Genomic DNA, 26,740 nt, shown 5'->3' with positions numbered 1-26,740 from the left:
TTTTACACAGTCTGGGCCATGGATGGCCCGTTGCGGCGACCCCCGGATCAGTGTCAGGGCGAAGGAACCCGACGAAGTCGGGCCGGAAACAGGAGCGAGGGGCTTTGGTTACTTTGGCCCCATCAAAGTAACTCGCCGAGGGGCGAAAAGGTGACCTGAGCCGAACCTCAATCCACCTGACATCGCAGAACCCTTGTGTGACGCAGAGCGTCACGAACGGCATTCCAACGCGGAGCGTTGGAACGATAGTCAAAACATTCCAATGCCTTACAGCTTGTGCAGAAAATTCAGCACCAGCTTGTTGCCTTCGGTGCGGTTTTCCGCGCCCTGTTCGAAGTAACTATTGACCGTCAGCACGTTCTCCTTGTTAAAGGCATACAGGAAGCCAGGGCCAATGGCCCAAACCTTTTCCTTGCGACCGCTGACATCATGTCCATCCACCTGGGTGTCCGTGAACTGCTTGAGCCAGTAACCGTTGAGCCCCAGCGAAAGTTGCTCGTTAACCGCATATTGCAAGGTCAGGTTGGCGTGCAGCGCCTGCCCTGCCTGCGTATCGGAAACATTGCCGAACCCGGCTTGAGGGTCATCATTCTTGCCGTTCCACAAATACATGAAACGTCCGCTGGCCGACCATTTCGGCGAGAACCAGTAAGTCGCGGCGTAGTACGGGTTGAACGACCAGAAATTGCTCCCGGGGTTGATCGAGCGATTGCGATCGTAGGCACCGACCGGAATCGCAATGTCCGCCTCGATACGCTGGGTCAGCAGCGGACTGCCATCGGCACGGGTGATCGTCGGCAGTTGCAGAAACGGGCCGATGACCAGATCGCCGAAACCGGCGCGCGAACTCAGGGCGGTGTTGCCCAGACCGTCATCCACGTCGACATGCGCCAACGACGTGTTGATTGCGGTAATACCCGGCATGGCCCCATTGGCCATTGGCTGACCGACGTAGATGATCTGCGTAGTCACCGCCAATACATCCACGTCCTGTTTGGGAAGTTGCAGTTTGTCGCCATTCACGTCATTGAAGCGATTGGCCTTGGCATAGTTCAGATACTCCTCCAGATACCAGCCCGGCCCCGCAGGCGCCGGGGATCCGTCGTAGAAACTGGTGTTGCCCAGGTTGAGGCCGGGCAAGTCATAGGCGTATGCAGTCGATGACAGGGCGATGAATGATACGGTCGCAACGGTACGCAAGACAGACTTGGGCATCTTGTGATTCCTGTACTTATTGTTGTTGTTTTCAAGAGCCCCGACGCCACGAGCGCGTCGCCGGGGTTGCAACACGTGCAGCCATTACACGTAGGAAGCGGCCAACCCTCCATCTACCGGCAAGTTGATACCGTTGACCCAGCGCGAGGCGTCGGAACACAGAAACGCAATCACCTCGGCCACCTCATCGGCCAGCGCAGGACGCTTCATGTGCAGGCCATCGCGGGTGACCCGCTCCTGGCCAACCATGCTGACAAAGTCTCCCAGAATCGGTGTGAACACCGGCCCGGGTGCCACGCAGTTGACGCGCACCGAATGATCGCGAAACCATTCCTGCGACTGCCTTAAGCTCCAGACGATCAGCGCTTCCTTGAAATACTGGTAGCAGGTTTCATGGGCGACCGGATTGGCCGCCAGCCACTCCTGCCCTTCGCTGTAGCTTTCGGTGGCGGCCAGCGCCTTGTGCAACTCCAGCCTTTCCGGCCACTGTGAACCGAGTATCGACGCTACATTGACAACACTGCCGCCCGGCGCGATGCGTGGCAGCAAACGCTGGGTCAGGTGACGCAGCCCGAGGTAATTGACCTGGGCGACCGTCTGAACGGGCGCTGTGCCGGGTACGCCGGCAATGTTGCACAGGCCGTCGATCTGCTTGGGCAAACGCTCGATCAATGCATCGATATTGTCTGGATCGGCGAGGTCCGCCTGGAAGAAACTGTCCACGGTCAACTGCGGTTCATGACGATCGATGCCGATTACCCGGGCACCCTGGAAGCGTGCCACACGTGCCAGCTCAGCGCCGATACCGGATGACACACCAGTGACGATCAGTGTTTTGTTATTCAGGTTCATAATCACGCGCTCTTATTGTTGTTGGATCACGTCTTGCCGTTGAATCACATCACTCGCTGCAATGAAGCGTGGAATATCAGTCAGACTCAGAATGGATAGGCCGGTGCCTGGTTCTTCACCGTCACCCACTGCCATTGGCTGTATTCATCCCAGTCCGAGGGGCTGCCAGCACTGCTGCCGTTGCCCGACGCACCGCGCCCGCCGAACGAGTTGACACACTCATCGGCCACTGTCTGATCGTTGATGTGCAACATGCCGCACTTGAGTCGGTCGCCAATTGCCGTCGCGCGGCCGACGTCCGGGGAAATCACCGCAGCCGCCAGGCCATACTCGGAACGATTGGCCAGTTCGATGGCTTCCTCGTCTGTGGAAAAACTGACCACAACGGCCACCGGGCCAAAAATCTCTTCGTCGAATGCGCGCATGCCGGGTTTCACGCCGCTGAGCACGGTCGGTCGATAGAACAGGCCTTCATACTCGCCACCGGTTTCCAGTCGCGCACCGGCCTGCAGGCTGTCACTGACCACTTGATGCACGTGCTGCAACTGCCGTTTGTTGATCAGCGGCCCCAGAGCAGCCTCACCGCGTGCCGCGTTACCCACCGTCAGCGCCCGCGCCTTGTCCGCCAGCTTGCGGGTCAGGTCGGCGACAATGGATTCGTGCACCAGGATCAGCCCGGTGGCCATGCAGATCTGCCCCTGGTGCAGCCAGGCACCAAACGCCGCATTGCTGGCGGCCAGATCAAGGTCGGCGTCTTCGAGAATGACCAGCGGATTCTTGCCGCCCAGCTCCAGCGACACTTTCTTCAGGTTTCGGCCCGCAGCCTCGGCAACCTTGCGTCCGGCCCCGGTCGAACCGGTAAAGGTGATCATCTGCACGTTGGTGTCGCGGCACAGCGCTTCGCCAGCATCAGCCGAACCCGGCAGCACGTGCAGCAGCCCCTTGGGCAGGCCGGCTTCCTCGAACAGCCGGGCGATCAGGAAACCGCCGCTGATCGGCGTCTGCGGATCGGGTTTGAGCACCACGGCATTACCGGCAGCAAGGGCCGGAGCGACCGAGCGCAGGGAAAGAACCAGAGGAAAATTGAACGGCGATATCACCCCCACCACACCATGCGCGACACGCCGCGCATAGGACAGACGACCGGCCTGACTCGGCAGTATCAGGCCATGGCCATGTGCCTGCGACAGCATCCCCGCAGCCTGACGCAACAACACGATGGTCTCGTTCACTTCGTGCTGGCCCTTGTGCAGGCTGCCGCCGGTCTCGCGGGCGACATACAGGGCCAGTTCATCGAACGCACAGACCGCATGATCGGCGGCCAGAAGAAATATGTCGGCCTTTTCACGCGGCCCCAGCGCCGCCCAGGCAGGTTGGGCCAGCGCGGCTTCTCGACAGGCGACGGCAATATCTGCGGCATCGGCCATGGCTGTGTTCATCAACAGCTCGCCGGTCGCAGGCTCGATGACGGGCAAGGAAGGAGATGAAGAAGGAATCCAGTCGCCATTGAAAACGCATTCGGCTTCAATCGCGCGTTGCAACAGAGGGGTGCCATCAGACGCTGACATATTAACTCCGGCTTTTATGGTTGTAATCGCCTGCCCCATTTGCCATGGGAAACATGCGCCGTACGTACGTCAGAGCAAAGGCTGTGCCGGGATTGTAATCCGACCATCATGTCATCACTCGACCGCTTTGGGACAAGGGTTTGCGACGACCTTGTTGAAGCGTCGAGCCCCTCAGGCTCAAACTCTACGCGGACACGCTTGTTCATTTGATGAAGTTATGTTTATTGATCAAGCCTCGATTTGATCATTTCGACCATTGCCCGGCCGAGGTACACCCATGAACAACCCTCACTGCGAGCTGCCCGATCACAGCGTCCCCACCGAGCATTTCTCGCCTCGCGGCGACAGCAGTCAGACGCACGCAGGCGACTCGCCAACCGCTGAGGAATTGACCAGTTGCCTGTTCTTCTCGCCCGATGATGGGCGCATCTGGCTTAACGACCAACGCATGATGCTGCTGCATACTTCATCGTTCGGCACCCTGCGCCGCGAAATCATCGAACGGCTGGGCCTGGAACAGGCACGCGGGATGTTCACCCGTGCCGGGTATCTGTCTGGCGCGCGGGACGCCCGATTGATTCGCGAACGCTGGCCACAGGCTGACGCCTCGTCGGCGTTTCGTGCCGGTACGCACTTGCATACCCTGGAAGGCATGACCAAGGTCGAGCCGCTGCACTTCAAATTCGACGCCGAGTCGGGGTTCTACGAGGGGGAGTTTCTCTGGCATCACTCGTGCGAAGCCGACGAACATGTTGCAGCGTATGGCATCGGCCAGGACCCGGTGTGCTGGACCGAAATCGGTTACGCCACGGGCTTTGTCAGCGGCCTGTTCGGGCAGATGGTGGTTTTCCGCGAGGTTGAATGCCGGGGCATGGGGCATGCGAACTGCCGTGTGGTCGGCAAGACCTCGGAACAATGGGGCGATGTCGAACGCGACCTGAGCTACCTGAGAGCGGTCAACTCACCTGCGCCAGTACACAGCGTCCCGACGCCAGCAGCGAGCTATGAGGCAAGCCCGCCGACCGGCACCGACCAGCCGCTGGTCGGCGCAAGCGCTGCCTTCAATGCGGCCACCCAGGCGTTGCAACGGGTGGCGATGACCCCGGCAACCGTATTGATCAGCGGCGAGTCCGGAGTCGGCAAGGAAATGTTCGCCCGCCAGTTGCATCAGCTCAGCCGCAACCGCGAAGGCCCGTTCGTTGCACTCAACTGCGCAGCCATCCCCGACAACCTTATCGAGGCCGAGCTGTTCGGTGTGGAGCGAGGGGCTTATACCGGGGCAACGCATTCCAGAGCCGGGCGTTTCGAGCGCGCCAACGGTGGCACGCTGTTTCTGGATGAAATCACCTCTCTGAGCCTTGCCGGGCAAAGCAAGCTGCTGCGCGCCTTGCAGGAACGCGAGATCGAGCGCGTCGGCGGGGTGCACGGCATCAAGGTCAACGTTCGAGTGGTGGCGGCGACCAATGTCGACCTGCGCAAGGCGGTGGCCGAGGGCGATTTCCGCGAAGACCTGTTCTATCGCCTGAACGTCTACCCGATCGCCCTGCCGCCATTGCGCGAGCGCCGCGATGACATTCCGCTGCTGATCAATTTCTTTCTCGGGCGCTTCTGTCAGGAGTACGGCAGGACGCCGGCCGGATTGACCATGCGCGCGCTGAAGACCCTGCTGGGTTATGACTTTGCCGGGAATGTGCGCGAATTGCAGAACCTGATCGAGCGCGGCCTGATTGCCAGTGATGAAGGCCAGGCCATCGATCTGGTGCATATTTTCCGCAACGAATCGTTACCACGGGACACCTACTCGCTGAATCACCATGGAGCACTGCGTCAGGCATCGACTGCGGGCGCACAGCAGGCACCTGCTGCCTCGCTGCTGGGTACCCTTAATCAGCCGGATAAGGCGTTCTCCATCGACGAGCTTGAACAGCGCCTGATCCAGGAGGCGCTGGACAAGAGCGAAGGCAACCTGGCGGCCGCCTCGCGCTTGCTGGGCCTGAGCCGCGCCCAGTTTGCCTACCGCCTGAAAAAGCGTCAGCCCTGAACAGCCTGATTCGGTTTCACGCGCAGCCAGTCCGGCTGCGCGTGACACCTCAGAGTGGCAAGGCGCTGACCACACGCAGAGCCAGCCCTTCGTAGGCATCGAGGGTGATGGTGAACTCGCCCTGCTCGGTCAGATCGCCTTCAACACGCTCGTTGATGATGTCAACCACCGGACCCGGCGCAATGCCAGGCAACTGCAGCGTTTCGACGATCGTCTCCGCGCTGAAATTAAGCGCAGTGATCTGCGTGCCCTTGCCGGCCGGCAGCTCATGGACCATGACCAGCAGCCCTGGATGCTCGACATCAGGAATCAGAATCTGACGGCTTGCCGCGATGTCATAGGCGCGGCGCACAGCGAGAATCTTCTTGAGCTGCGAGGCAAACGAATCTGGACGCTGGAGCTGAGTGACCAGGCTGCCGTACAACGTCTTGGGACGCGGCATGTCACCGGCAGAAAACTCGGCTTCCGGGTCGAGATCGACCAGATCGTAGGCGCCGCGGTGAACCCAGCGCGTGTCGCCATCCTGCATCAGGTGGTCGACCTGCTCGGCCGGCAGCGTCAGGGCACCGACAAGGTCCCAGCCAGACAGGGCAAACACGCCCGGCTGCATGGCGTTGTACATCACCAGCAGCAGGTGAATGTGCTGGATCTGCTGAATGTCGGCATCGGTAATGGTGCTCAGGTCACGAATGCCCAGCGCTGCAGTGATGATGCTCGCCGTGGTGCAGGAGACGCCGTTGGTGACGAACTTGAGGTTGTACGGCGCGTGTTCGCCGGACAGCTTCTCGTACATCTCCTCACGAATGTGCTCACGCAGGATGTTGCCCGGGAACGTCTGGCCCTGGTAATGGAAGGTGTCGTGGGCGTGCAGCGTCCAGAAATGCACCAGTTCCAGGGTCAGCTCATCGTGGTTCTGCAAGGCATGGATCAATGACGCCGGATCGATGCCATAGGCATGCACCTGGCGCAGCATCAGGCGCAGGAATTCAGTGGTGCCGGTCAGCAGCGCGTGTTGATAGGCCGGCCGGGTAATGAAGTCGTAGGACAGATCCGCGCCACCCTGCCCCATGGAGGCAATGTCATCGATGGTCAGGTTCAGCTCCTGGAAGCTGAAGCCGCCGGCCTTGCGTATCGCGCCGGCCAGAAGCTGGTTGCCGGTGATCGACAGCGGATGGCTTTCCGACCAGGCGGTGCCTTCGGCGCGACGTTCGACGCCAAGGAAACCGTTGGCGTCCAGGCGCAACACCCGGGCGCCCATGACATCGATGGCATGCAGCGCGTCACCGATGATCATCTGCTGCGCGGCGAAGCTGGGGTCCAGCCAGTTCAGGGAGGGCTGGCCGTCCTTGAAGTAATGCAGGTAAACCCAACGGCGGGCCTTGCCATCAACGCCCTGTACCACGTCGGTGGCGCTCCAGTCGGTTTCCTTGACCCCGGGCTCGAAGAAAATCACCCGTTGCAACTGACCGACGATGTAGTGCTTGTCGCGCAACTGATCCACCACATCGGGCATCAGGTTGACCGCATCGCGGCCCGCTGGCACTTCAGGCAACAGCTGCCAGTCTTCCTCACGGATCTCGACCATGTGGAACAGGCCGGGGTAATCCTCGTACGCCATCTCGGCCAGGCGGAAGTCTGCGCCCTTGCCGGTGTGCGACGGGATGATGTCGTCGATGATCACCGCGTTGTGCGCTGCGGCAATGCGCGTCAGGCTCAACAGTTGCGCTTCGGTACCCAGGTCCGGGTCGATGCCGAAACTGATGCGGTCGAAGTTGCCATCGATACTCGGCGTGCGTTCGCGCCCCTGCAGTCCGCCGGACAGCTTCAGCGGCCCGTTGTGAATGCCCTGAATGCCGATCTCCGACAGTGCATGCCACAGCGTTTCATCACCCAGCGCTTCGAGCACCGAGCCGCCTTCGCGGGTGACGATGGAGGCCGGGTAGGCGGTGAACCAGACCGAGGCGATAGCGGAGGCATCTCTGGGACGTGCAAGGGCGAAAGGACGCTGCCAGAGCCTGCCCTGCCCCGAATAGGTCTTGGCGCGCTGTCTTGCCGCGTTCAGCATCGATTGCTCGACCAGCCATTCCACGTACTGCTTGTCCGGTATCGTCATAGCGTTCAGTCTTCCTCTCGAATCGGCGACCTGAGACGCCCCGCGTGCGGAGCGTCCTGAATGTATTGCTTACGGATATGAGCCTTGCCGGCCCGATTCGTTGCATTCGTATCGCGTTCAAAGGTTCGTTGAGGGCACTGTGACAGTGTTTTGTGACACCTCCGTCAATGAGACTGAGGGTTCGAGGCCGGTGGTTTTTTCAGCGCCTGAATCACGGCATTGGCGGCGTTGGACAGCAATGAGGCAGGCCGCGCCACAACGCTGATCTGGCGCATCACGGTCAGCGGCAGCGGGATCGACTCCAGCTCGCGAAGCCGTCCGTTCAACAGCGCGCCAGGCACAATCGAGATGCAATGTCGCTTGGCAACCAGGTCCAGCAGCGTGTCCAGGCAACTGAGTTCGCCGCGTTGACTGAGCCGTACCTGTGCCGATGCCAGTTGCTGGTGCAGGCGCTCCACGCCCGGATGCCGCCAGGCCACATAGCGCGACACCTGCGCAAGCTCGGCGAAACACTGAGCTGCCCCCTGCTTGCTGCGCGCCGCCACCAGTACGTAGTGGTCCGACCAGCAATGGTGCTCGAGGTAATGCTCGTCCAGCACAGCACCCGGCAGGATGAGAATATCGGCCACGCCCTTTATCAATGCGTCCAGCGACGGATGCTGTTCGCTGCGGTGCAGCACGTTCAGGTGGATATCGGGGTAATGATGGGCGAGAAAGTCCAGCGAGGTACTCAGGCCGGTCTCGCAGATGTGCGAGTGGTAATGAATGGTGACGCTGCCACTGACCCCATTTTTTTTAGTTGTTCGAGCGTGGCCATGATATTTCCCAGGGTCTGGCTGATGACCTTGCCTTCAGGGGTAAGCGTGCAGCCTGTGCGGCTGCGAATGAACAGGCGTTTTTCGAAAAAATCTTCGACTTCCTTGATCGCATAGCTAATGTTCGACTGGCTGCAGCCCAAAATGGCGGCGGCCTCGGAGAACGAACCGTGCTGTGCGACGGTTTGAACGACTTTGAAGAAGTGGGTTTTCATGTGTCCTGCACTCTGGTTTTGCAAAGGTGGGTGCGGCCCTGCCGCTGAGCCAAAGGCTCGGGAATACAGGAAACCCCCGCCGAAACACCGAGCTGGCCGGTTTATCGGCTGTTCGAATGAATGTCTCAAGCGGGGGTAAGGCGGACGCTGGCTATCGCGTTGAAGCGCTGGCTATGCACATTTCGCGCACATAGCCTCTTCAGGGGTATCCGCAGCGCGACTGGACTCAGTCGTTCTCGGTCCAGTCGAAATCCATTTGCAGCGCGGTACGTTCGGCCAGCTCACGGCTGTGCAGACGCTCGACCAGGTGCAGGCTCATGTCGATACCGGCGGAAATACCTGCCGAGGTCACGAACGAGCCTTCATCGACCCAGCGCAGCGTGCTGAGCACGTCCACCGACGGGAACATTTCCTTGAGGTCGTCGATGTCTTCCCAGTGGGTGGTCACCTGCTTGCCGGCCAGTTTGCCGGTCCTGGCCAGCAGGAAGGCGCCGGTGCATACGGCAGCGACCACGCGGCCAGGCTCCGACTGATCGCTGATCCAGTGAATCACGTCGGGCTTTTCCAGTTCAGCGGTCACGACGCCACCCGGAACGATCAGGCAGTCGACGGGCGGATGGTCGTTGATCGAGAAATCCGGATCGACCTTGAGCCCGGCGCGGGCACGCACTGACGCGGTGCTGCGGCCAATGGTGAACACGTTGAACAACTGCCGGTCATCACGGCTGTTGCGGGCGTGCATGCGGGTTGCGGTGGTGAATACTTCATAGGGGCCAGCGAAGTCGAGAACCTCGACGTCGTCATAAACGTAGATACCGATATTGAGTGGCACGAGTTGGCTCCAGGGCCTGCATGGCAGGCCACTTGCATCATAGTGAGGGTTAAGCGGGTTTCAGCGGTGACACAGAGCAGATTACTCAGTAGCATCACGTCAAACTACTGGCTGAAATGCCAATATCCGGTAACATCGCGCCATGAAAAATCATCTCGTCGTCGCACTCATCTACAACCAGCTGTGCACCTTCGAATTTGGCTGCACGGTTGAAGTCTTTGCGCTGAAAAGACCCGAGCTGGGCGTCAGTTGGTACGAGTTCGCGACCTTCCCGGTCGACGACGGCCCGATCACCGCTGCCGGGGGCATCACCATCGTGCCCACACCCGGCGAGGTGCTGCTGGAAAACGCCGACACGATCATCGTGCCGGGCTGGCGCGGGGTTGAATCAGAGGTTCCGCAACGGCTCATCGAACAGCTCCAGGCGGCTCATGCACGCGGCGCGCGAATCTGCTCGATCTGTACCGGGGCCTTCGTCCTGGCGGCGGCCGGTCTGCTCGACGGGCATAAGGTGACGACCCACTGGCGCTACACCGACCTGCTGGCCACCATGTACCCGGGCCTGACCATTCAGCCCAACGAACTGTATGTGGATCAGGGCAGCATCGTGACCGCAGCAGGCTCGGCTGCCGGGCTGGACATGATGCTGCACCTGGTGCGCAACGATCACGGCTCGCGCGTTGCCAACATGGTTGCGCAGCGCATGGTCATTCCGCCGCATCGCGAAGGCGGACAATCGCAATATGCATCCCGGCAACTGGTATCGGCCAGCGACGGGCCGATTTCCAACCTGATGGACTGGATTCGCAGCGACCTGCAGCGCCCCCATACCATCAAGGAAATGGCCTCACGCGCAGCGCTCAGTACCCGCACCTTGCACCGCAGCTTCATGGAAAGTACCGGGCTGACGCCTTACGACTGGCTGCTCGGTGAGCGCATTGCCTACGCCAAGGAACTGCTGGAATCGTCGAAATTGCGCCTGAATGAAGTGGTGGACCGCGCCGGCTTCGGCTCCGAAGAGTCGTTTCGCCGGCACTTCCGCAATCTGGTGGGCATCAGCCCGAGCAGCTACCGCAAGCAATTTGCCCGGGCCTGACCCCCAGCTTGGGGTAAAGCGCATCGACGATTGCGTCGGCAAACTCGCCCCACGCGCCGGCAACCGCCGTGTTGGTCAGGACCACCATGCTCAGCGCAGCACGCGGATCGACCCAATAATGACTGCCATACAGGCCGCACCACGACCAGGTTCCCGCCCCCTGCCGCTGCCCGGCAAGCACTGGATCGATAAGGATCATCGGCCCCAGCCCGAACCTCCAGCCGGGCCCGCGGCTGGCGATGATTGTCTGGCCAATCGCATTGCCCAGCAAGCGCGCGGTACCGGCTTCACTCAATACCGGCGCGCCGCCGAGACGCAGGCATTCGAGCAGCCGCAGATAGTCATCAGCCGTGCCGAGCATTCCCGCCCCGCCCGACTCATACGCGCATGAGTCAAAGGCGCGGGCTGCGGACAGCCGCGCCCGGCCGCTGTCGAGCAACACCCCATCGTCATCGCCGATACGCTGCGGGCCACTGACCCCATCCTTGTAGGCGCTGGCCAGCGGACATTCCGGCAGGTGCCTGAATGAGGTCGCATGCATGCGCAGAGGCACGGTGACCCATTTATCGATGGCTTCTGACAACGCCAGCCCCGTGGCCTGTTCGATCACTGCACCCAATACATCCGTGGCCAGCGAGTACCCCCAGGCGCTGCCGGGCTCAAACAGCAAGGGCACACGCGCCAAACGCCTCAGGTTTTCCTGCAGGTCGAACGGTACGCGATCCAGCCCGTCCGACACCCCAGCGCGCTGATAAGCGTTATCGGGCGCTTGCTCAAAGCCGTAGCTCAAGCCCGACGCGTGTGACAGCAGGTGCTGCAGCGTGATGAGCGGCTCGCGGCCATTGGCCAGATGCGGTCGAAAGGCTGGCAGCCAGTGCGTCACCGAAGCGTGCAGATCCAGCACACCCCGTTCGCAGAGCCGCAACACCGCGACCGAGGTCAACAGCTTGGTCAGTGAGGCCAGACGAAAACGCGTGCGGCGGGTGACCGGAATCTGCTGTTCACGATCGGCCCAGCCGCGCGCACTGGCGTATTCCAGACGCCCATGCCGAGCCAGCAACAGCACGCCACCGACGATCCGACCCTGCTCGACGAAACTGCGCCAGACATGGTCAAGACGCTGTATCCCCGCCTCGTTCAGGACAGCCATGGTTCACTCGCCCCTCACTGCACGGCTGAAGATCTGCGCGTAGGCCTGCGCCGAATGGCGAATCGGGTTGGTGTGCGAGCAGCCATCGGCGAAAGCCATCCGCCCGACCCGCTCGGCGTCGCGATCGTCGATACCGATCTCGCCCAGCGTATGTGGAATGCCGATCTGCTCGCGCAGTGTCAGCAGCCAGTCCATCACCCCGGAGAAACCGGGCGACGGCAACCGCAGGTAAACCGCCAGATCGTCCATTTGCGTCTGCAGCACCGAGCGATTGGCCTCCAGCACGTAGGGCAGCAGGATTGCGTTCAGCAAGCCATGATGCTGGTCGTAGAGCGCCCCAAGGCTTTGCGCGATTGCGTGTACGCCGCCCAGACCGCGCTGAAACGCGGCCGCGCCGAGGCTGGAGGCCACCAGCATCTGCTGCCGCGCCTCCAGGTCCTGCCCGTCGGCGACGACACGCGGTAAAAACGCCTTGATCATCTGCATGCCCTTGACCGAAACCGCTTCGGCCATCGGGTGCCAGGCCGGCGAACACCAGGACTCCATGCAGTGGGTCAAGGCATCGGCGCCGGTGGCGGCGGTCAGGTGCCTGGGCAGGTCGAGTGTCAGCGTGGCATCCAGAATCGCGATGCGCGGCATCATGCGAAGGTGCAGAATGGTGCGTTTGACCTGCGCCTGCTCATCGGTAATCACCGACGCACGCCCTACTTCAGAGCCGGTCCCGGCCGTTGTCGGCAGCGCAATCACCGGCGCAATGCCATCCGGATCGGCGCGCAGGTGGTTGTCGTTGATGTCTTCGAAATCCCATAACGGGCGGGTCTGGCCCGACATCAGCGCGACTGCCTTGGCAGCGTCCAGCGCCGAGCCGCCGCCAAACGCAATCACACCGTCGTAGCCACCAGTTCTGTAAGCGTGCAGCCCCTCGGCGACGTTGGTGCCGGTCGGGTTGCCCTTGACCCGGTCAAACAGGCCGCAGTGCCCCAACTGACTGCGGCAGTCCTCCACGGCGCTGGTGATCATGTCGGTGCTGCCGAGAAAGCTGTCGGTGATCAGCAGCGGACGTTGTATGCCGGTCACCCTGCAGGCGTCGGCCAGTTCGTTGACGCGTCCTGCGCCTGCGCGGATGGAAGTCGGGTAGTGCCAGTCGTTGCGGTGCATTCAGGTATTCCTTTACAGGTGATTTCAGTGAGTGAGGCCAGCAGGCAGCAACCCGATCAGCAGGCGCAGACCGAAAGCGATCATGAACAGGCCGGTGACGATGTCGATGGCCTTTTTCATCCGCTGATAGCGCGTCTGTACCGCGGGTATCGAAAACAGCGTGGCGAGCAGCACGAACCAGGCAATCGCCAGCACCGCGATGATCGATACCCCCGCAGTACGTACCCACGTCGGCATGCCCGGCGTGGTCACGGTGGTGAACACGCTGGTGTAGAACGCCAGCGCCTTGGGATTGGTCAGGTTGGTCAGCAGGCCGAACCGATAGGCACGGCTCAGACTACCAATGCCCAGCGCAGCGATGTCCCTGGGTTTGGGCTGGCTGCCGGCACTGCGCAGGCTTTTGCTGCCGAGCCAGGTCAGGTAGGCACCGCCGAGCAATTGCAGGGTCGGTTGCAGCCATGGCAACTGCTGAAACACCAGCCCCAACCCGGTGGCGGCCAGCAAGGCCCAGAGGATGCTGCCCGAGGCAACGCCCAGCCCGGCACAGATGCCCTGCTGCCGCGACTGGCTGAACGAGAGTTGGGTGATGACCAGAAAGTTCGGACCAGGGCTGATGATCAACACGATGAACGCGCCAGCGAGGGCGGTCAGCAAAGTGATTTCGTACATAGTAATAATTCCTTTTTAATTAATGGCTTGGATGGCTTTATTCAACTGAAATGTGATGCCACTTGAAGTTGTGTTTGTCAGCGCATCCAGGCAGGACTCGACCGCCCGACGCGCCTCGATCAGCGCGCGACAGGTCGGATCAGGGGTCGGTACGTAGTGGTTGTAGAACGTGCAGCCTTCCACGGCGGGCCCGAGAACCCAGAGCCGCTGCTGCACCTCACCGTCGCGACCGATTGCGCGACCCGCTGCGTCGGTGTCGATGCCATCGGCAGGCCAGGCATGCGCGGCACGAATCAGCCCGCGCTTGCGCAGATCGTTGATTAACCCATGACGACTGCCCGACACACCGCTGTGGGCGACACGGGCAGACACGCAGTTGTGCGGCTCCTGCACGTCACTCATCGGCGGCAAGACCGTCACGACCCCGGCTTCGATCAACGCCAGCAGGTCTTCATGGCGTTCCTTCTGCGGCCCGCCGACCAGACGGTTACTCAGTCCCGCCCAGGTGCCATAGAAATCCAGCGTCGAGGATTCGGTCAGGCCGTTGCGATCGACGACCAGACGCAACAGGTCGCGATAATCGCGCCAGACCTCCAGTGCCTGACAGATCGGGCTGTGCGCGGTGCCCAGCCGACTCAGGGCCAGGTCACGTTTGATCCAGTCGACGAACCACTGCCCGTATGTTTCTTGCGCGCCGGACCAAGGCTGGGTGATCAGCCAGTGCTCAGGCTCGAATGCACCCCACTGCTCTGCCAGACGGGCAAACACTGCCGGTCTGCTGATTGACTCGCGCAGCAGGCGCTGAACAGAGGCCAACCGCCCAGGTGCCTCCATGCGGACCCTGGCCTGATAAAACACGGCACGCATTTCATCCTTGATCAGAGGCAGCACATCGGCGCGAAAGTCGAGCCTCCCGCCTTGCTTTTGCTCGCGCAAACGGGCTATGGCGTCGGCCGTGAAAAACAGCCTCGGCAACGGTGCGTGACGGCAGGCATGCCACTGCGGCCTGGCACGAAACGGCAATCCGCTACGGGAATACATCAACACCCTGGGCTCGCGTCCGGACGGCAGGTAACGCCAGCCGGCGAAGCCGCCATCGCGCACGTAGCGCCCGCCACGCCCCTCAGTCAGATGCGCCAGCGTGTCCATGGCGGTCAGTCCCAGTCCTTCGATGACCACGCAATCACCGACGTCCTGCTGCGCGGGGTTTGCGGGCGCATGTCCGCTGGTGAGGAACACGCCGTCGACGTCCATTGCCAGACTGCCAGTACGCAGCCGGAAACCCGGCGTTTGCGACCTTGGCTGGCAGCTCAGCACCTGCTCGGCGTGGTGGTGCACCTGCACATGCGCCGGGCAGCGTTGCAGCAGAAAACGGTAACTGTCCTGTAAATAGCGCCCGAGCAGAGCACGCGGCACGAAGTCGCCAAATGCCACCGCTCTGCCCTGCCCATCCAGGCTGATATGGCCGCGCGCGTCCAGGCGTACATCCTCACGGCTGCACCATTGCAAAAAGGTCGGGCCTGGCGGTTCACACGCCGGGAAAGCCGAGGAAAACGCCGACAACTGACCGGCCATGGTGTTGAGCATCAGGTAATCCGGCTGCTGCGCAAGGTGCAGCCCGCTGCCCGGCGGCTGCGGATCGAACACGTCGATACGCAGCGGTTGCCGCACGTCTTGGCGACTCATGCCGATCAACTGCTCCAGAATGCTCAATCCGCGCGAGCCCATGCCGATAATGGCGACGGTATGCGTCTGCATGGCCATCACCAGCGCGCCGATTCAAAGAAGAACTGCGGCACCGGCAAAGCGCTGCCCTCGGCCACCGCCTGGCGATACACCCGCTGCCCCACAGCAAGATCGAGCACGCCAAGCCCGAACGGCGAAAAGATCGAAGCCTTGTCCGGACTCAACTCCACTTGCCCGGTCATCAACTGTGCCAGCGTCCCGGTAATGAACGAGCGGTGCTGATACTGCTGCACGGCGAGGTCAGGCGAGGTCTGAGCCTTGAGGCAGTGTTCGACGTCATCGAGGATGTTGTTGGCCTGGGCAATGACCTCCGGCCCCAGATCGCGCAACGAGATGTTCAGCACCCGTTGCCCCGGCTGAAACACCGGCTCCAGTACATAAGGGCTCGGCGCAGTAGTGGCGAACACCACCACATCGGCTTGCAGGCACGTCGCCAGGTCGCTCGGCTCGCTGTGCAGTCCATGGCGACTGGCATGTCCGACCAGCGCCAGCGCCGAATCCTGGTGCTGATCGAAGACGCTGACTGCGTCCATCGTCCAGCCATCGCTGACAAACATGTCGAGGATAGTGCGGGCAATGAAACCGGCACCAATGAACGACATTCGCCCGACATGGCGCTGCTGGCGGCTCATCCAGCGCGCAGCGAGCACCGCCGAGGCTGCCGTGCGCATGGCACTGATACGCGAGGCCTCCAGGCAGGCAAAGGCATAACCGGTGAGTGGATCGTTGAGAATCAGCACCGCCGAGGCGCGCTGCAGGCCCGTGTCGATATTGCCCGGAAAGCTGGAAATCCATTTGATGCCACTGACCGGCTGCTCGCCCGACAGGCTGGCGGGCAAGGCGATGATGCGATTGGCCGGTGCCTGCGCAAAGCGCAGAAAGTAACTGTCGGGATTGATCGTTTGGCCAGCCTCATGAGCCAGATACGCCGCCTGCACGTCATCGATGCAGGCCAGCGGGTCCGCCGCCAGCAGGCGCGCAACCACCTCACCGTCGAGCACATGGAACGCCGCGCGCTTCAGCCGCTCGGCGGCCAGCCAGACCGTCCAGCTTGAATGCCGGGAAAGCGCAGGCGCTGCCATGCTCTCCGGAGATGTCTCGGCCACTGGTGAGGACAGGTCTGCCAGGGTCATGCTCAGCACTTCGCGGCCAAAACGCTGCTCGACCCAGTGATCATCGTACAGCGTGTCGAGGTAGCGCTCGCCCCAGTCCGGCGACAACGCCACCACCACCGAACCGGGCTCGATGCGCTCGCGCCAGGCATGCACCGCAGCGATCACCGTCGCGGTGGACCCGCCGACCAGCAGACCCTTGCTGCGCGCCAGAATGCGGCACATGGCGACGGTGTGTGATTCCGGGACCATTTCCAGCGCATGAATACCATCGGCATTGAAGATCGGCGGGCGCTGGCTGGTGCCCAGTCCAGGAATGAAGCGCCGGCTGGCCGGGGTGTCGAAGGTCACCGAGCCGACGCTGTCCACGGCAATGATTCGGGTGGTCGGATGATGGCGCTGAAAATGCTGAATGCAGCCCATCAACGTGCCAGTGGTCCCGGCACCGACGAACACATAATCCACATGGCCGAAATGCTGGCTGATCGAACGCGCCGTGGTTCGCGCATGGGCACGCGGGTTGGCCGCATTCTCGTATTGATTGAGCCAGACATAGCGCGGGTCGCTGGCCACTTTTTGGCGAATCAGCTCGATGCGCGTCCCGAGGAACCCGCCGTTGGTGTCCGGGATTTCGACCTGGATGACCTCGGCGCCGTAGCTGCGCATCATGCGGATGTTGTGGCTGGAGCTGTTGGGGTCGACCACGCAGGTAAACGGGATGCCCCGTTCAGCGCAGATCATCGCCAGCGCCACCCCGAGATTGCCCGACGAGGACTCGATCAGAATCGTGTCCGGGCCCAGCAGGCCCCGCGCCTGAAGGTCATTGATCAACCCCACGGCAGTCTTGAGCTTGATCGAGCCTGCCGGGTTGAGTGATTCCATTTTCAGGAAAAAATCGGCGCCCAGGCCAGTCACCTTGAGGAAGGCCTGATCGTGAACGATTTCGCAGAGAGAGTTGTACATGGGCTTCACTTCCACTGTGCCAGCAAAGGTTCGGCTGCCGGTGCTACGGCCTGCTGAAGAGCGGTGGCGATACGCTCGGCGCGCAATGCCATCAGTGAAAACGACTGACTGTCACTGATTCCGTGGCTGCGTTCGGAAAGGCCGTTGACCCAGATATTCACGTCGCACTCGCCTTGGGTGGCGACCCGATAATCCCGATCGATGAGCAAACCACCGTCGACATCGGCCTGCAGCCATGGCTGCAAACCACTCAGCAACGGCGGTATCAGGTACTGCTGATACCCGGTGCCAAGCACCACGGCATCGACCTCAAGCACCTGGGTGCGCTGGCTGAAGGTGTCGGTCAGCTCGACCCGGTAGCCTTCGGCGACGGGCTCTATGGCGCTGATCACGCTGTAGGCGTAGGTCTGCAGGCGTTTGCGACCGGCAATGGCGTCTTCGTAGATCAGCGAAAACAGCTTCTGGCTTTCGTCCGGGTCGATCCCTGCGTAATTGGTCGAGCGGCTCCAGTCGAGAAAACGCTGCCGCGCGGCGGGGTCCAGGCTATGGAAATAGTCGACGTGATCCGGAGCGAATACCCGGTTGGGAAACTGGCCCAGCTGGGTGAGTTTGAAACCGGCCGAGCGATGCACTGAATGCACCTCGATGCCGGCGTCGCGGCTGACCAGTTCCAGCACCGACTCACTGGCGCTCTGCCCAGAACCGAGCACCAGCCAGCGCTTGGGCAGGTGCTCGCCGAAGGCTTGCAGGCGGCTCAGAAACTGCGACGTGTGAAACAGCGTCGGGCCGATCAGCGCCTCGAACGCGGGCGGAATACGCGGCGCACTGCCGCTGGACAGCACGACATTGCGCGTCGTGAAGCAGGTATCCGGTGTGCATACGCGTAGTTCATGCAGGCGCCCATGACGCAGCACCGGGTCAATCCCCGTGACCGGCGTGTTGAAGCAGGTCTGACTGTCTACCTGCGCGGCGACCCAGGCCAGATAATCCGACCATTCATGGCGACTGGCCGGGCGACCCAGCAGGCCGAAATCGAACATTCGCCCGTGTTCCTTGAGGTACATGGCGAACGAGAAGCGGCTGCGCGGGTTACGCGGGGTCACCAGATCGCGAAATACGTGATGATTGATATCCGTTCCGGCCAGCAGCAGTTCGCGATGCCATTGGCTGTCCTGCGCAGCTTCCAGATAGCGAACGGACAGCGCGCCCAACGGGTCATTGGCCTCTCGCGCATCGGCAAAAGCGCAGGCCAGTGCGATACCGGCCGGACCGAAGCCGATACAGATGGCGTCCGAATGCAAGGTGTGTGGTGTCGAGTTACCCATGAAGTTCCTGTCCTTAGAGTTGGTGTAAAGCGGTGTTTTGGGTGCTATGGGGTGATGCGGCTCAGCCCGGTGGGGCCTGGCGTCCAGAGGCAGGTCGTCGCGCTGCGTAGCTCGCCCTGATCGAAGCTGACCGCGCCCAGCGGTGTGTTGAAGGTGCTGTGCCGAAACGCATCCGGCAGTTGCGCGGCGCGAAGACCGCCGCGGGCCACCTCGGCCAGCACGTAAAGCATCAGCAGGCTTTCGCGAAAGTAGGTCTGCGGTTCGGCAGCGAACAGCGACCGGTGCAGTGCCTGGGCCTGACAGCGATGTCCAGCGCTGTCGGGGGCTGCGAAGCCGATGACGAAGGTGTTGCTGTCGTGCGCTGCGGCGCGCCCCAGGTACGGCGAGGCAGCGTCGTCGGTCAGCACCAGCGGTCGAGTGCTGCCGGCTTGCCGCCGCGCTTGCCAGCGCTCGCGACTGGGTTTGAGGCGTCCGGCAAACACCTCGACATCGGCCTGGTCGAGCTCGTCGACACGTTGCAAACCGGCACCTGCCAGCGCCGCGCTGATGGCGACGCACAAGGCCCGACCGTGAGCACTGTCGTCGGCCTGAACATGCACGCGCGGCCACTGACGAGTCGCCAGCCAGCTGACCAGATCCGCCGCCAGTTGCCGGTCCGCGGGGCAGAAACGAAAGACGTTGGGGTGCTCCAGGGTCAGGCAATCGATCGTTGCTGCTGGGGTCAGCAGGGCAATACCGGCGTGCCGATACAGCGGCGCGGCAGCAACGGCTGCATCCGAAGAGAAATGACCGATGACCAGATCGGCCTTCCAGTCGATCATTTGCCGAGCCACATCGGCCCCGCGAACGGCATCGGCAGCGTCGTCGAGAAAGTGCCACTGCACCCGCTCAAGCCCCGGCATGCAATTGCGCGCCGCCGCCAGCGCCCTCATGAAGGTCCGTGCATGCGGCGTGTCGTCGGGATCGAACAGAGCGCTGACCCCGACCCGCAAGCCCTGCAGACGCGAGTCGTTCGAGGACGTCATGACCGCACGCTCGCCAGCGCGAGGTCTTGTGCTGGAAAGCCCGGCATCGACCTGCCTGGCGACAATGCCGACCAGCCAGAGCAAGCGCGATCCTTTCCAGCCAGATGCCTGCGCAGTTGCTCGACAGCAATGTGCGCCACGCCGGGCGCGAACTTGAAGCCCAGCCCGGACATGCCTGCGGCCAGATACACCGGGCTGCGCTCGGCGCAGAACCCCAGCATCGGCCGACCGTCGGCGCTGTAGCTGTCGAAACCGGGCAACACATCAAGCACATGCGGCTTGCCGGCCGAGGCGCACACTTGGGCGACGCGCTTGCAGGCGTCTTCGCTATGCCGTGCATCGGGCTGCGCAAGGTGCTCGGGCCACAGGCCGCTGTCACGCGCGCCACAGCCGGTCTGCACGATATGCCGAGTCAGCGGTATGCCATAGCTCTGGGTAACCGCATCAATCACCGGCATTGACCAGTCGCCTTCGGTCAGCACCCGGGCCAGGGGAATCGAGCGTGCTTCCAGCCCCGAGTGCGGCACCAGGTGCTGGCTCCAGGCACCGGCAGCGACCACCACGGTCCGGCAACGCAGCGTGGCGCTGCCCAGGTCGATGTGCACAAGGTCGGGCGCCCGGCAGTCGATGGACTTGATCTCGCGATGCTCCAGCAGCAAGCCCTGCTGGCGTACCGACTGACACAGCGCGGCGACGGCCTGACGCACATTGCCGACGCAGGCGCGCGGCTCGAACAGATTGACCCGTTCCAGCGCCGGGCAATGCGGGTAGCGCCGGCCATCGAGCTCGTGACCTGACAGCAGGCGCATCGGGTAGCGTTCGCTGCCGTACTGGTCGATGGCGCGGTGCAGGTTATCCATCTGGTCCGTAGCGGCCCGGTAAATCACCCCGGTACGCCGCAAGGCACTGGCGTAAGTGCTCGCAAAAACGCCGTCGTCCATCAGGCTGATGGAATAGGCCGCCAGTTCCATCAGCAGCGGATCGCTGTCATACAGGCGAACCAGGCCGCCGGAATAGCCGCTTGCGCCCAGGCTGCCGGCTGCGCCCTTGTCGATCAGCGCGACCGACACACCGGCGCTGCACAGCTTCGCCGCGATACTGGCGCCGGTGATCCCGGCGCCAATGACCGCTATCTCATAATCGATAAACATTGTCGTGAATCCGTTCAGATGGAGTATTCAGCGGCCGGGCCGTTCATCAGCGTGGCGTGGACGCGGGCCTCGGGCAGTGCGAACGCGCTGATGATCTGCGCTGACATGTCCGGAATCAGCGCCTTGCCGGCCACCGCGATGAATGCCGCCAGATGGCTGACCGGGCGTCCTTCGGCCAGACGCCCGCGGGTAATGGCGATCGCGTCCAGCAGCACCTGAGCCATGCGTTTCATCGAAAACTGCGCAGGCTCCGAGGCTTTGCTCCACTGCACGCGCAACGCTTCCAGCAGTCCGGCGTCCGCCCCGCAGAGGCCGCTCCACCAGTGGTCGTCGCGATTGCTTCCGGCGTCCAGCAAGGCCGGGAAAAACTCGCTGAACACCTCTGCCCGCCATGCAAGGAACTGCGCCAGGCGGAAATCACCTTCGCTTTCCTCCGGCGCGATACTCGCCAGATACAGGCGCGCACTGTCCGCGCAGGCTTCACGGGCCAGGTCGCCGACCCAGATCGCATGGTTGCGACTGGTCGACAGGTTCAGGCCGTCCAGCTTGAGAAACTGATTGGGCATGAAGCGCTGGCGGACCCTGATGTCGTGCAGCGCCGTCAGTTGCGCCGGATAGACGATGGCGTGGCTGAACACACAGTCAAAGCCGAGAAAATGCACCAGCGTGCCCTGCCCTGACTGCCAGTACTGACGAAACAGCTCCGGACGCCCGACGCGGTCGGCATACTCCCGAAATGCCGCCATGTAGCCGGCCAGACCCATGAACCAGGTGTGCACCCGGCACGAGCCGTCGGCCTGCAGATCAAGCCCGCCGTCGCCCGGACGCGTGACGCCCCAGTCATGCAGGTGCTCCAGGCTGTCGCGCAACCAGCTGTCGAGCGGCTTGCGCCATGACTGGCCCAGCAGGCGGTCACGCAACTGCGGCTTGAACCCGGCCAGTTTCAGAAACGCGCGATGGACGTTTTTCCATTGCGAGGGCTGACTGCAAAGCTTGCAGCGCAAGTCTGTCATCAACTCGGCGTCAGGGGCCTGGGCGCAGTTCTCGCACTGACTGGCATCGGACTCGGCACCGCAGTAATTGCAGTTGCCCCGGGCAAAGGCCTCGTAGCCCCAGACGTCGCAATCAGGGCAATACGGCTCGCTGGAATCCCGACACTCGATCGCGCCGGCATCACGCAACGCACCGAACACTTCACCCACTGCTTCGGCGAACCACGGGTTGTCGTGCGGGCGCATCCAGTTATCGGGCTGTATGTTGATGGCCGCCAGCGAGGCCTCGATGCGGTCGGAATTGCGCCTGGCCAGCTCGACCGGGTCGACGCCCTGCTCCAGCCCTTTGCGCAGCATGTAGGACTGGTAGTCGTCGGAGTAGGACACCAGCACACACTCGTGGCCACGCTGACGCTGCACGCGAGTAAACACATCAGCGGCCAGAAACGGCCCGGCGATATGGCCTATGTGCAAATCGCCGTTGGGGGTCGGGGGCGTGATGGTGACGATGAACTTACTCATCGAGGCACCCCGTGGTCTCGCTGTGCTGCGCCACAAATGCGTTCACGTAGTTCATGTCCCACCAGACCACATAGAAGTGGAAGTCCTCGGCGGAATCGTTGATGACGTAATGGTTGGTGTGTTTCGGAATGGCGGCGATATCGCCAACGGTGAAATCCATTTGCCGGTCACCGATAACCAGACGCGCACTGCCCTTGATGGCAATGAAGATTTCCTGATCGATCTGGGTGTGTGCTTCGCTGCAGGTGCCCGGACGGACCACGCACCAGCCGCCGGCGAACGGCATCGGGTAGCCTTCCCACGGCAGCAGGCGGCTGCCATCCAGTCCGTACTCGTGTACCAGCGAGTCGAATCGGGTTTTACGGTGTATATCGAACTTTTCCATGCTCAGTCCCGTACGTTTCAAGTGCGGCAAAGCATGAAATTGTTGCCAATTGTTGGCTATCCGATTGCCGGATAGCTCAGGGTCGAACTATCCATTTTCTGGATGGCGATCCGCAGCCCCGTCCGCCGTCCTATTTCTTTTGCCAATGACGGCTATCGATAACGCTGATAACTGAATCGGGAACGCCGGTGTTAACGTTGCCGGCGATGAACGAACATTTCTCCCGGCCCCGCGAATCCGCGTCGCGATGCCGGTGAATCTCTGCTCTGCTTCATCACTCCTTTGGTTAGATCTTTTAAGCCACCCCGTTTACGCGAGGTGGCTTTTTTTTGCTCAAAGATCAAACCCGTCCACAACATTGCGCCGCTCGTTGTCACTGCGCATGTCGTAGCTGGCGGTAGTCGAGATGTGAGTGTGATGCGCGAGTTTCTGGGCAATCGACAGATCGAACTCTTCGATCACCCGGGTGATGAACGAACGTCGAAAATCATGGGGCATGATGTTCACGCCCACCTGGCGCCCGCGCTGCTTGGCGATGAAGTAAATGGCGTGCTTGGTGATTCTGTCGCGGGTGATATGGCTGCCACGGCGAATCCGGTTGAACAGGAACGGGTCGTCGCCCTGCCCCGGCTGGAGACACGACCGGCGCAACTCCAGCCAGTCGTTCAGCGCCCTGAAGGCCCATTCGGGGGCGTATTTGATCAATTGCTTGTTGCCTTTGCCCAGCACCCGCAGGCTGCGCTCGGCGAAGTCGATCTGGGAAAGGTCGAGGTTGACCGACTCGGACTTGCGCATCCCCGAGCCATACAGAATGGCAATGATCGCGGCATCGCGACGCCCTTGCGGCCTGGGGTCGGCAGCACAGGCTTCCATCAGCTCACGAATCAGCGTGCGACGGATGTTGCGGCCCTTGATCAGCCGCGTGCCGCTGACCGGTTTGATCGAGCGGATTTTCAGCAGTTGATCGTGGCTGATCAGGTCGTGTCGCCAGGCTTCGTTCATCACGCCGCGAATGGCGTTCACATACAGCGAGGTGGTATTGGGCGCGTAGTCATCCTGACGCAGCGTTGCGACCAGCGCGGTAACGTGGCCAGGTTGCAGGGTGTGCCAGGGAATATCATGAATATCGACGTCAGCCATGCCCAACCGGTCTGCTGCATCCTGCAGAACGTAGGTCATGGTCAGGCGGCTTGAAGGTGCCAGGCGATCGAGGTAGAGGCGCAGTGGCTTGTTGACGTCGGGCAGCGAAGGCTGGCTGACGATGCGTGCGTCCTTATCGGTGTGAGGGTCGTGCGGCATAGAAAGCGACGCCTTTTCTGGTGCAAGCGCGTGCCAACAGCCACGGCGCTTTTCATTCGTATTCAGGCGAGCGACTTTAGCACGAGGGCTCTGGTGCGACACCTGCGCTGCAGCGCACCACCATTATCCTCAGGCAACGCCCGGTAACATCCTGCTGCTTGAACGACGCGTCACCTGGGATAGCCTTGGCCGTCCTTTCCGCCATCGAAGGCCGGCACGCACCTTGATTCCGTCCTCTGCCCGCAAAACACCTGGCCGCGGTGAAGCGGCGGCCAGTTTCTGGCTGCTGACCCATCAGCTCAGTCAGCGCAGCGAAGCCGAACGCCTGACGAACATTCAGGCAGGCTTTGCACCGCGCTGGATCCGTGCAGTGCGGGACGCGCTGGCCCTTGCCCCCAGGCAAATGGAAGCGCTGTTCAACGCATCGGTTTCAACCCTCGAACGGCGCCAGCGCCAGCAACAGTCACTGGACCTGGTAGCCTCCGAACGCCTGGACCGTGTGGCGATGATTGCCAGCCACGCCCTGCAGGTGTTTGCAACGCCCGAGCGTGCCAGCCAATGGCTGGTTGCCCGCAACACGTCATTCGGCGGTCGCACGCCGTTGCAATTATGCGAAACCGGGCTCGGCACGACGCAAGTTCATCGCGCACTAGTCGCGCTAGAGTGTGCCAGTGCCGACGCGCCGTGATTCACTCAGCGTGCAGTATCCACCACGATCCGCCCACGAACCTGCCCTGCAATCAATTGCGGCGCGAGGTCGATCACCTCGCTCAAGCCGACTTCACGGCTGATCAGTGGCAGCAACGACATGTCCAGGTCGCTCGCCAGCCTCGACCAGGCTTCCAGCCGATCCGCGCGCGGGCGAGTCACGCTGTCGATACCCGCCAGCGTGACACCGCGCAGAATGAACGGCGCAACCGACCCCGGAAACTCCATGCCCTGCGCCAGGCCACAGGCCGCCACCACACCCCGATAACGAATACCGGCGCACACGTTGGCCAATGTATGGCTGCCGACAGAGTCGACTGCCGCCGCCCATTGCTCCTTGGCCAGCGGTCGCCCAGGCTGCGAGAGGGTTTGCCGGTCAACGATCTGTGCCGCGCCGAGTTGCTGCAGGTAGTCGCTTTCCGAGGCCCGCCCGGTGGAAGCAATGACCCGATAGCCGAGCCTGGCCAGGATGGCGATGGCAAAGCTGCCGACCCCACCATTGGCGCCGGTGACCAGCACATCACCGTGGTCCGGGGTCAAGCCGTGCTTTTCCAATGCCAGGACACTGAGCATCGCGGTGTAGCCCGCCGTGCCGATGGCCATCGCCTGCGCCGGCGTGAAGGCCTCTGGCAAAGGAATGAGCCATTCGCTCTTGAGCCGGGCCTTTTGCGCCAGCCCGCCCCAATGCCCTTCGCCTACGCCCCAGCCATTGAGCAGAACCTTGTCCCCGACCTTGAACTCAGGGGTATCGCTGGCTTCAACCGTACCGGCCAGGTCAATACCCGGCACCATCGGGAAGCTGCGCACGATCGGGCTCTGACCGTTGATCGCCAGCGCGTCCTTGTAGTTGAGCGTGCTGTGCGACACGTCGATCGTCACGTCGCCCGAGGGCAGCCGCGCTTCGTCGATGTCGGTCAGATTGACGTGGTAGCCCGTCTCATCCTTGTCGATCAAGATGCCCTTGAACATATGCGCCTCCAATTTAGACTGATCGTCTTTAAATAACCCTGAAGAGAAATCATTGCGGTAAACCACGAAGGTAGCCGGCAATGAACGTGTTCAATGGTGTAGCGCTTTTGACCAGCCGGGCACGCAGCACTGCGCCCTCCCAGCCGATCCAGAAAAACGCGGCCAGCTCATCGCAATCAGCGTCTGCAGCCAGCTCGCCCATTGACTGTGCAGCCCTCAGGCAACCCGCCAGTTTCGACTGCCAGTCCAGCAGCGTCTGTTCCAGTACCTCGCGAAATCCGTCCGGTAACAGACTGATTTCCTGGCCCAGATTGCCGACCATGCAACCGCGTCGATAGTCGTGTCGCGCCATACCGCCCTTGGCGCTCTGTACAAAGCCGACCAGTCGTTCCAGTGGCGAAAGCGCTTCATCCAGCAACCAACGGTCCAGCCGCTGCGCGAAATAGCGCGCGTACTCATCCAGCACCGCCCGGCCAAAGGCTTCCTTGCTGGGGAAGTAGTGATAGAACGAGCCTTTGGGAATACCGACTTCCTTGAGGATGTAATCCAGCCCCGTGGCCGAAAAACTCTGCTCGGTGAGCACTTCCAGACCGCGACGCAGCAGCGCCTCGCGGGTCTCGAGGTTATCGCGATCAACCTTTGGCGGCCGGCCGGGACGCCGGGGCCTGGCGAGTAAGGGAGTGGGTAGCGAGGTGGTTGGCTGAGTCATGCCCGAATAGTAGACCGATCGTTTTTTATGTCAACCGAATGGCCCTGCCGGCTTGTCGACGCTCGACGTGGCGTTTGCCATTCACGCCATTCGCGCGCTCAATGAGCATT

23 protein-coding genes are annotated in these 26,740 nt (G+C 62.1%); 3 read left to right on the top strand and 20 right to left on the bottom strand.

Translation table 11 applies throughout. The features are described 5' to 3' along the window. Nucleotides 1-267: 267 nt before the first annotated feature. The 3 genes from KBY08_RS15360 to KBY08_RS15350 all read right to left on the bottom strand — a co-directional run bounded on the left by KBY08_RS15360 (nt 268) and on the right by KBY08_RS15350 (nt 3,635). Nucleotides 268-1,215: a transporter gene (locus tag KBY08_RS15360; protein ID WP_024638650.1), complete on the bottom strand. Its 948-nt coding sequence runs from the start codon at nt 1,213-1,215 to the stop codon at nt 268-270. 84 nt (nt 1,216-1,299) lie between these two features. After that, nucleotides 1,300-2,067 carry a coniferyl-alcohol dehydrogenase gene (locus KBY08_RS15355; protein ID WP_225651169.1) on the bottom strand — a complete coding sequence of 256 codons (768 nt, stop codon included), beginning with the start codon at nt 2,065-2,067 and terminating at the stop codon, nt 1,300-1,302. A gap of 86 nt (nt 2,068-2,153) precedes the next feature. Beyond that, the gene (locus KBY08_RS15350) at nt 2,154-3,635 is read right to left on the bottom strand and encodes a benzaldehyde dehydrogenase (protein WP_011267927.1); all 1,482 of its coding nucleotides are present in this window, start codon (nt 3,633-3,635) and stop codon (nt 2,154-2,156) included. Between the two features lie 277 nt (nt 3,636-3,912). On the opposite strand from KBY08_RS15350, the gene KBY08_RS15345 reads away from it, so the two are divergent. Next, entirely contained in the window at nt 3,913-5,676 is a 1,764-nt protein-coding gene (locus KBY08_RS15345) for a sigma-54-dependent Fis family transcriptional regulator (RefSeq protein WP_103359497.1), read from the top strand. Between the two features lie 49 nt (nt 5,677-5,725). Here the strand turns inward: KBY08_RS15345 and treS are convergent, their stop codons facing one another. From treS to KBY08_RS15325, 4 genes are all read right to left on the bottom strand, one after another. Continuing rightward, entirely contained in the window at nt 5,726-7,789 is a 2,064-nt protein-coding gene (treS, locus tag KBY08_RS15340; protein WP_003401001.1) for a maltose alpha-D-glucosyltransferase, read from the bottom strand. 164 nt (nt 7,790-7,953) lie between these two features. Beyond that, nucleotides 7,954-8,523, bottom strand: coding sequence for a substrate-binding domain-containing protein (locus tag KBY08_RS15335; protein WP_229768885.1), 570 nt, complete (start codon nt 8,521-8,523; stop codon nt 7,954-7,956). After that, nucleotides 8,520-8,819, bottom strand: a complete 300-nt coding sequence (locus tag KBY08_RS15330; RefSeq protein WP_003400996.1) for a helix-turn-helix domain-containing protein — start codon at nt 8,817-8,819, stop codon at nt 8,520-8,522. Before KBY08_RS15330 ends, KBY08_RS15335 begins: the two co-directional genes overlap by 4 nt. Before the next feature lie 226 nt (nt 8,820-9,045). After that, a complete protein-coding gene (locus KBY08_RS15325; RefSeq protein WP_010430079.1) occupies nt 9,046-9,651 on the bottom strand; it encodes a DJ-1/PfpI family protein in 606 nt (201 codons plus the stop codon). A gap of 142 nt (nt 9,652-9,793) precedes the next feature. On the opposite strand from KBY08_RS15325, the gene ftrA reads away from it, so the two are divergent. After that, nucleotides 9,794-10,747: a transcriptional regulator FtrA gene (gene ftrA, locus KBY08_RS15320; RefSeq protein ID WP_003314848.1), complete on the top strand. Its 954-nt coding sequence runs from the start codon at nt 9,794-9,796 to the stop codon at nt 10,745-10,747. On the opposite strand, the gene KBY08_RS15315 is transcribed toward ftrA, so the two are convergent. The 11 genes from KBY08_RS15315 to xerC all read right to left on the bottom strand — a co-directional run bounded on the left by KBY08_RS15315 (nt 10,707) and on the right by xerC (nt 24,244). Continuing rightward, a complete protein-coding gene (locus KBY08_RS15315) occupies nt 10,707-11,897 on the bottom strand; it encodes a serine hydrolase domain-containing protein (RefSeq protein WP_057457509.1) in 1,191 nt (396 codons plus the stop codon). The genes ftrA and KBY08_RS15315 overlap by 41 nt on opposite strands. A gap of 3 nt (nt 11,898-11,900) precedes the next feature. Beyond that, the gene (locus KBY08_RS15310) at nt 11,901-13,055 is read right to left on the bottom strand and encodes an iron-containing alcohol dehydrogenase (RefSeq protein ID WP_096104678.1); all 1,155 of its coding nucleotides are present in this window, start codon (nt 13,053-13,055) and stop codon (nt 11,901-11,903) included. Nucleotides 13,056-13,079: 24 nt separating this feature from the next. Further along, nucleotides 13,080-13,724, bottom strand: a complete 645-nt coding sequence (locus KBY08_RS15305) for a LysE family transporter (RefSeq protein WP_096104679.1) — start codon at nt 13,722-13,724, stop codon at nt 13,080-13,082. A gap of 15 nt (nt 13,725-13,739) precedes the next feature. Beyond that, complete coding sequence (locus tag KBY08_RS15300; RefSeq protein WP_225651168.1) at nt 13,740-15,488, bottom strand: FAD/NAD(P)-binding protein; 1,749 nt, start codon at nt 15,486-15,488, stop codon at nt 13,740-13,742. Beyond that, nucleotides 15,488-17,545 carry a 2,3-diaminopropionate biosynthesis protein SbnB gene (gene sbnB, locus KBY08_RS15295; RefSeq protein WP_111522265.1) on the bottom strand — a complete coding sequence of 686 codons (2,058 nt, stop codon included), beginning with the start codon at nt 17,543-17,545 and terminating at the stop codon, nt 15,488-15,490. The genes KBY08_RS15300 and sbnB overlap by 1 nt, the downstream gene beginning before the upstream one ends. Nucleotides 17,546-17,550: 5 nt before the next feature. Next, nucleotides 17,551-18,870, bottom strand: a complete 1,320-nt coding sequence (locus KBY08_RS15290) for a lysine N(6)-hydroxylase/L-ornithine N(5)-oxygenase family protein (protein WP_024642858.1) — start codon at nt 18,868-18,870, stop codon at nt 17,551-17,553. Nucleotides 18,871-18,914: 44 nt separating this feature from the next. After that, nucleotides 18,915-19,895, bottom strand: a complete 981-nt coding sequence (locus KBY08_RS15285; protein WP_111522266.1) for an ABC transporter substrate-binding protein — start codon at nt 19,893-19,895, stop codon at nt 18,915-18,917. Continuing rightward, the gene (locus KBY08_RS15280) at nt 19,892-21,046 is read right to left on the bottom strand and encodes an NAD(P)/FAD-dependent oxidoreductase (protein WP_011267937.1); all 1,155 of its coding nucleotides are present in this window, start codon (nt 21,044-21,046) and stop codon (nt 19,892-19,894) included. The genes KBY08_RS15285 and KBY08_RS15280 overlap by 4 nt, the downstream gene beginning before the upstream one ends. 14 nt (nt 21,047-21,060) lie before the next feature. After that, nucleotides 21,061-22,560, bottom strand: a complete 1,500-nt coding sequence (locus KBY08_RS15275) for a methionine--tRNA ligase (RefSeq protein WP_111522267.1) — start codon at nt 22,558-22,560, stop codon at nt 21,061-21,063. Continuing rightward, nucleotides 22,553-22,945, bottom strand: a complete 393-nt coding sequence (locus KBY08_RS15270) for a cupin domain-containing protein (RefSeq protein ID WP_054091342.1) — start codon at nt 22,943-22,945, stop codon at nt 22,553-22,555. Before KBY08_RS15270 ends, KBY08_RS15275 begins: the two co-directional genes overlap by 8 nt. Nucleotides 22,946-23,278: 333 nt before the next feature. After that, nucleotides 23,279-24,244, bottom strand: coding sequence for a tyrosine recombinase XerC (xerC, locus tag KBY08_RS15265; protein ID WP_111522268.1), 966 nt, complete (start codon nt 24,242-24,244; stop codon nt 23,279-23,281). Nucleotides 24,245-24,467: 223 nt separating this feature from the next. Between xerC and KBY08_RS15260 the strand changes: the two genes are divergently transcribed. Next, nucleotides 24,468-24,932, top strand: a complete 465-nt coding sequence (locus tag KBY08_RS15260; protein WP_003400960.1) for an antitoxin Xre/MbcA/ParS toxin-binding domain-containing protein — start codon at nt 24,468-24,470, stop codon at nt 24,930-24,932. A 5-nt stretch (nt 24,933-24,937) separates the two neighbouring features. On the opposite strand, the gene KBY08_RS15255 is transcribed toward KBY08_RS15260, so the two are convergent. Then, complete coding sequence (locus tag KBY08_RS15255; RefSeq protein WP_024642864.1) at nt 24,938-25,921, bottom strand: MDR family oxidoreductase; 984 nt, start codon at nt 25,919-25,921, stop codon at nt 24,938-24,940. A gap of 49 nt (nt 25,922-25,970) precedes the next feature. Beyond that, nucleotides 25,971-26,630 carry a TetR/AcrR family transcriptional regulator gene (locus KBY08_RS15250; RefSeq protein WP_032655699.1) on the bottom strand — a complete coding sequence of 220 codons (660 nt, stop codon included), beginning with the start codon at nt 26,628-26,630 and terminating at the stop codon, nt 25,971-25,973. Nucleotides 26,631-26,740 lie beyond the last annotated feature (110 nt).

Origin of the sequence: Pseudomonas sp. P135 (assembly GCF_020312125.1) — a bacterium.
Lineage (GTDB): Bacteria > Pseudomonadota > Gammaproteobacteria > Pseudomonadales > Pseudomonadaceae > Aquipseudomonas > Aquipseudomonas fragariae.
Note: the sequence above shows the minus strand (reverse complement) of the source record. Positions and strands in the feature narration are given on the sequence as shown.

Coding starts and splice junctions, on each gene's coding strand:
- KBY08_RS15360 (WP_024638650.1), bottom strand. CDS start 1,215: ATGCCCAAGTCTGTCTTGCGTACCGTTGCGACCGTATCATTCATCGCC.
- KBY08_RS15355 (WP_225651169.1), bottom strand. CDS start 2,067: ATGAACCTGAATAACAAAACACTGATCGTCACTGGTGTGTCATCCGGT.
- KBY08_RS15350 (WP_011267927.1), bottom strand. CDS start 3,635: ATGTCAGCGTCTGATGGCACCCCTCTGTTGCAACGCGCGATTGAAGCC.
- KBY08_RS15345 (WP_103359497.1), top strand. CDS start 3,913: ATGAACAACCCTCACTGCGAGCTGCCCGATCACAGCGTCCCCACCGAG.
- treS (WP_003401001.1), bottom strand. CDS start 7,789: ATGACGATACCGGACAAGCAGTACGTGGAATGGCTGGTCGAGCAATCG.
- KBY08_RS15330 (WP_003400996.1), bottom strand. CDS start 8,819: ATGAAAACCCACTTCTTCAAAGTCGTTCAAACCGTCGCACAGCACGGT.
- ftrA (WP_003314848.1), top strand. CDS start 9,794: ATGAAAAATCATCTCGTCGTCGCACTCATCTACAACCAGCTGTGCACC.
- KBY08_RS15315 (WP_057457509.1), bottom strand. CDS start 11,897: ATGGCTGTCCTGAACGAGGCGGGGATACAGCGTCTTGACCATGTCTGG.
- KBY08_RS15310 (WP_096104678.1), bottom strand. CDS start 13,055: ATGCACCGCAACGACTGGCACTACCCGACTTCCATCCGCGCAGGCGCA.
- KBY08_RS15305 (WP_096104679.1), bottom strand. CDS start 13,724: ATGTACGAAATCACTTTGCTGACCGCCCTCGCTGGCGCGTTCATCGTG.
- KBY08_RS15300 (WP_225651168.1), bottom strand. CDS start 15,488: ATGGCCATGCAGACGCATACCGTCGCCATTATCGGCATGGGCTCGCGC.
- sbnB (WP_111522265.1), bottom strand. CDS start 17,545: ATGTACAACTCTCTCTGCGAAATCGTTCACGATCAGGCCTTCCTCAAG.
- KBY08_RS15290 (WP_024642858.1), bottom strand. CDS start 18,870: ATGGGTAACTCGACACCACACACCTTGCATTCGGACGCCATCTGTATC.
- KBY08_RS15285 (WP_111522266.1), bottom strand. CDS start 19,895: ATGACGTCCTCGAACGACTCGCGTCTGCAGGGCTTGCGGGTCGGGGTC.
- KBY08_RS15280 (WP_011267937.1), bottom strand. CDS start 21,046: ATGTTTATCGATTATGAGATAGCGGTCATTGGCGCCGGGATCACCGGC.
- KBY08_RS15275 (WP_111522267.1), bottom strand. CDS start 22,560: ATGAGTAAGTTCATCGTCACCATCACGCCCCCGACCCCCAACGGCGAT.
- KBY08_RS15270 (WP_054091342.1), bottom strand. CDS start 22,945: ATGGAAAAGTTCGATATACACCGTAAAACCCGATTCGACTCGCTGGTA.
- xerC (WP_111522268.1), bottom strand. CDS start 24,244: ATGCCGCACGACCCTCACACCGATAAGGACGCACGCATCGTCAGCCAG.
- KBY08_RS15255 (WP_024642864.1), bottom strand. CDS start 25,921: ATGTTCAAGGGCATCTTGATCGACAAGGATGAGACGGGCTACCACGTC.
- KBY08_RS15250 (WP_032655699.1), bottom strand. CDS start 26,630: ATGACTCAGCCAACCACCTCGCTACCCACTCCCTTACTCGCCAGGCCC.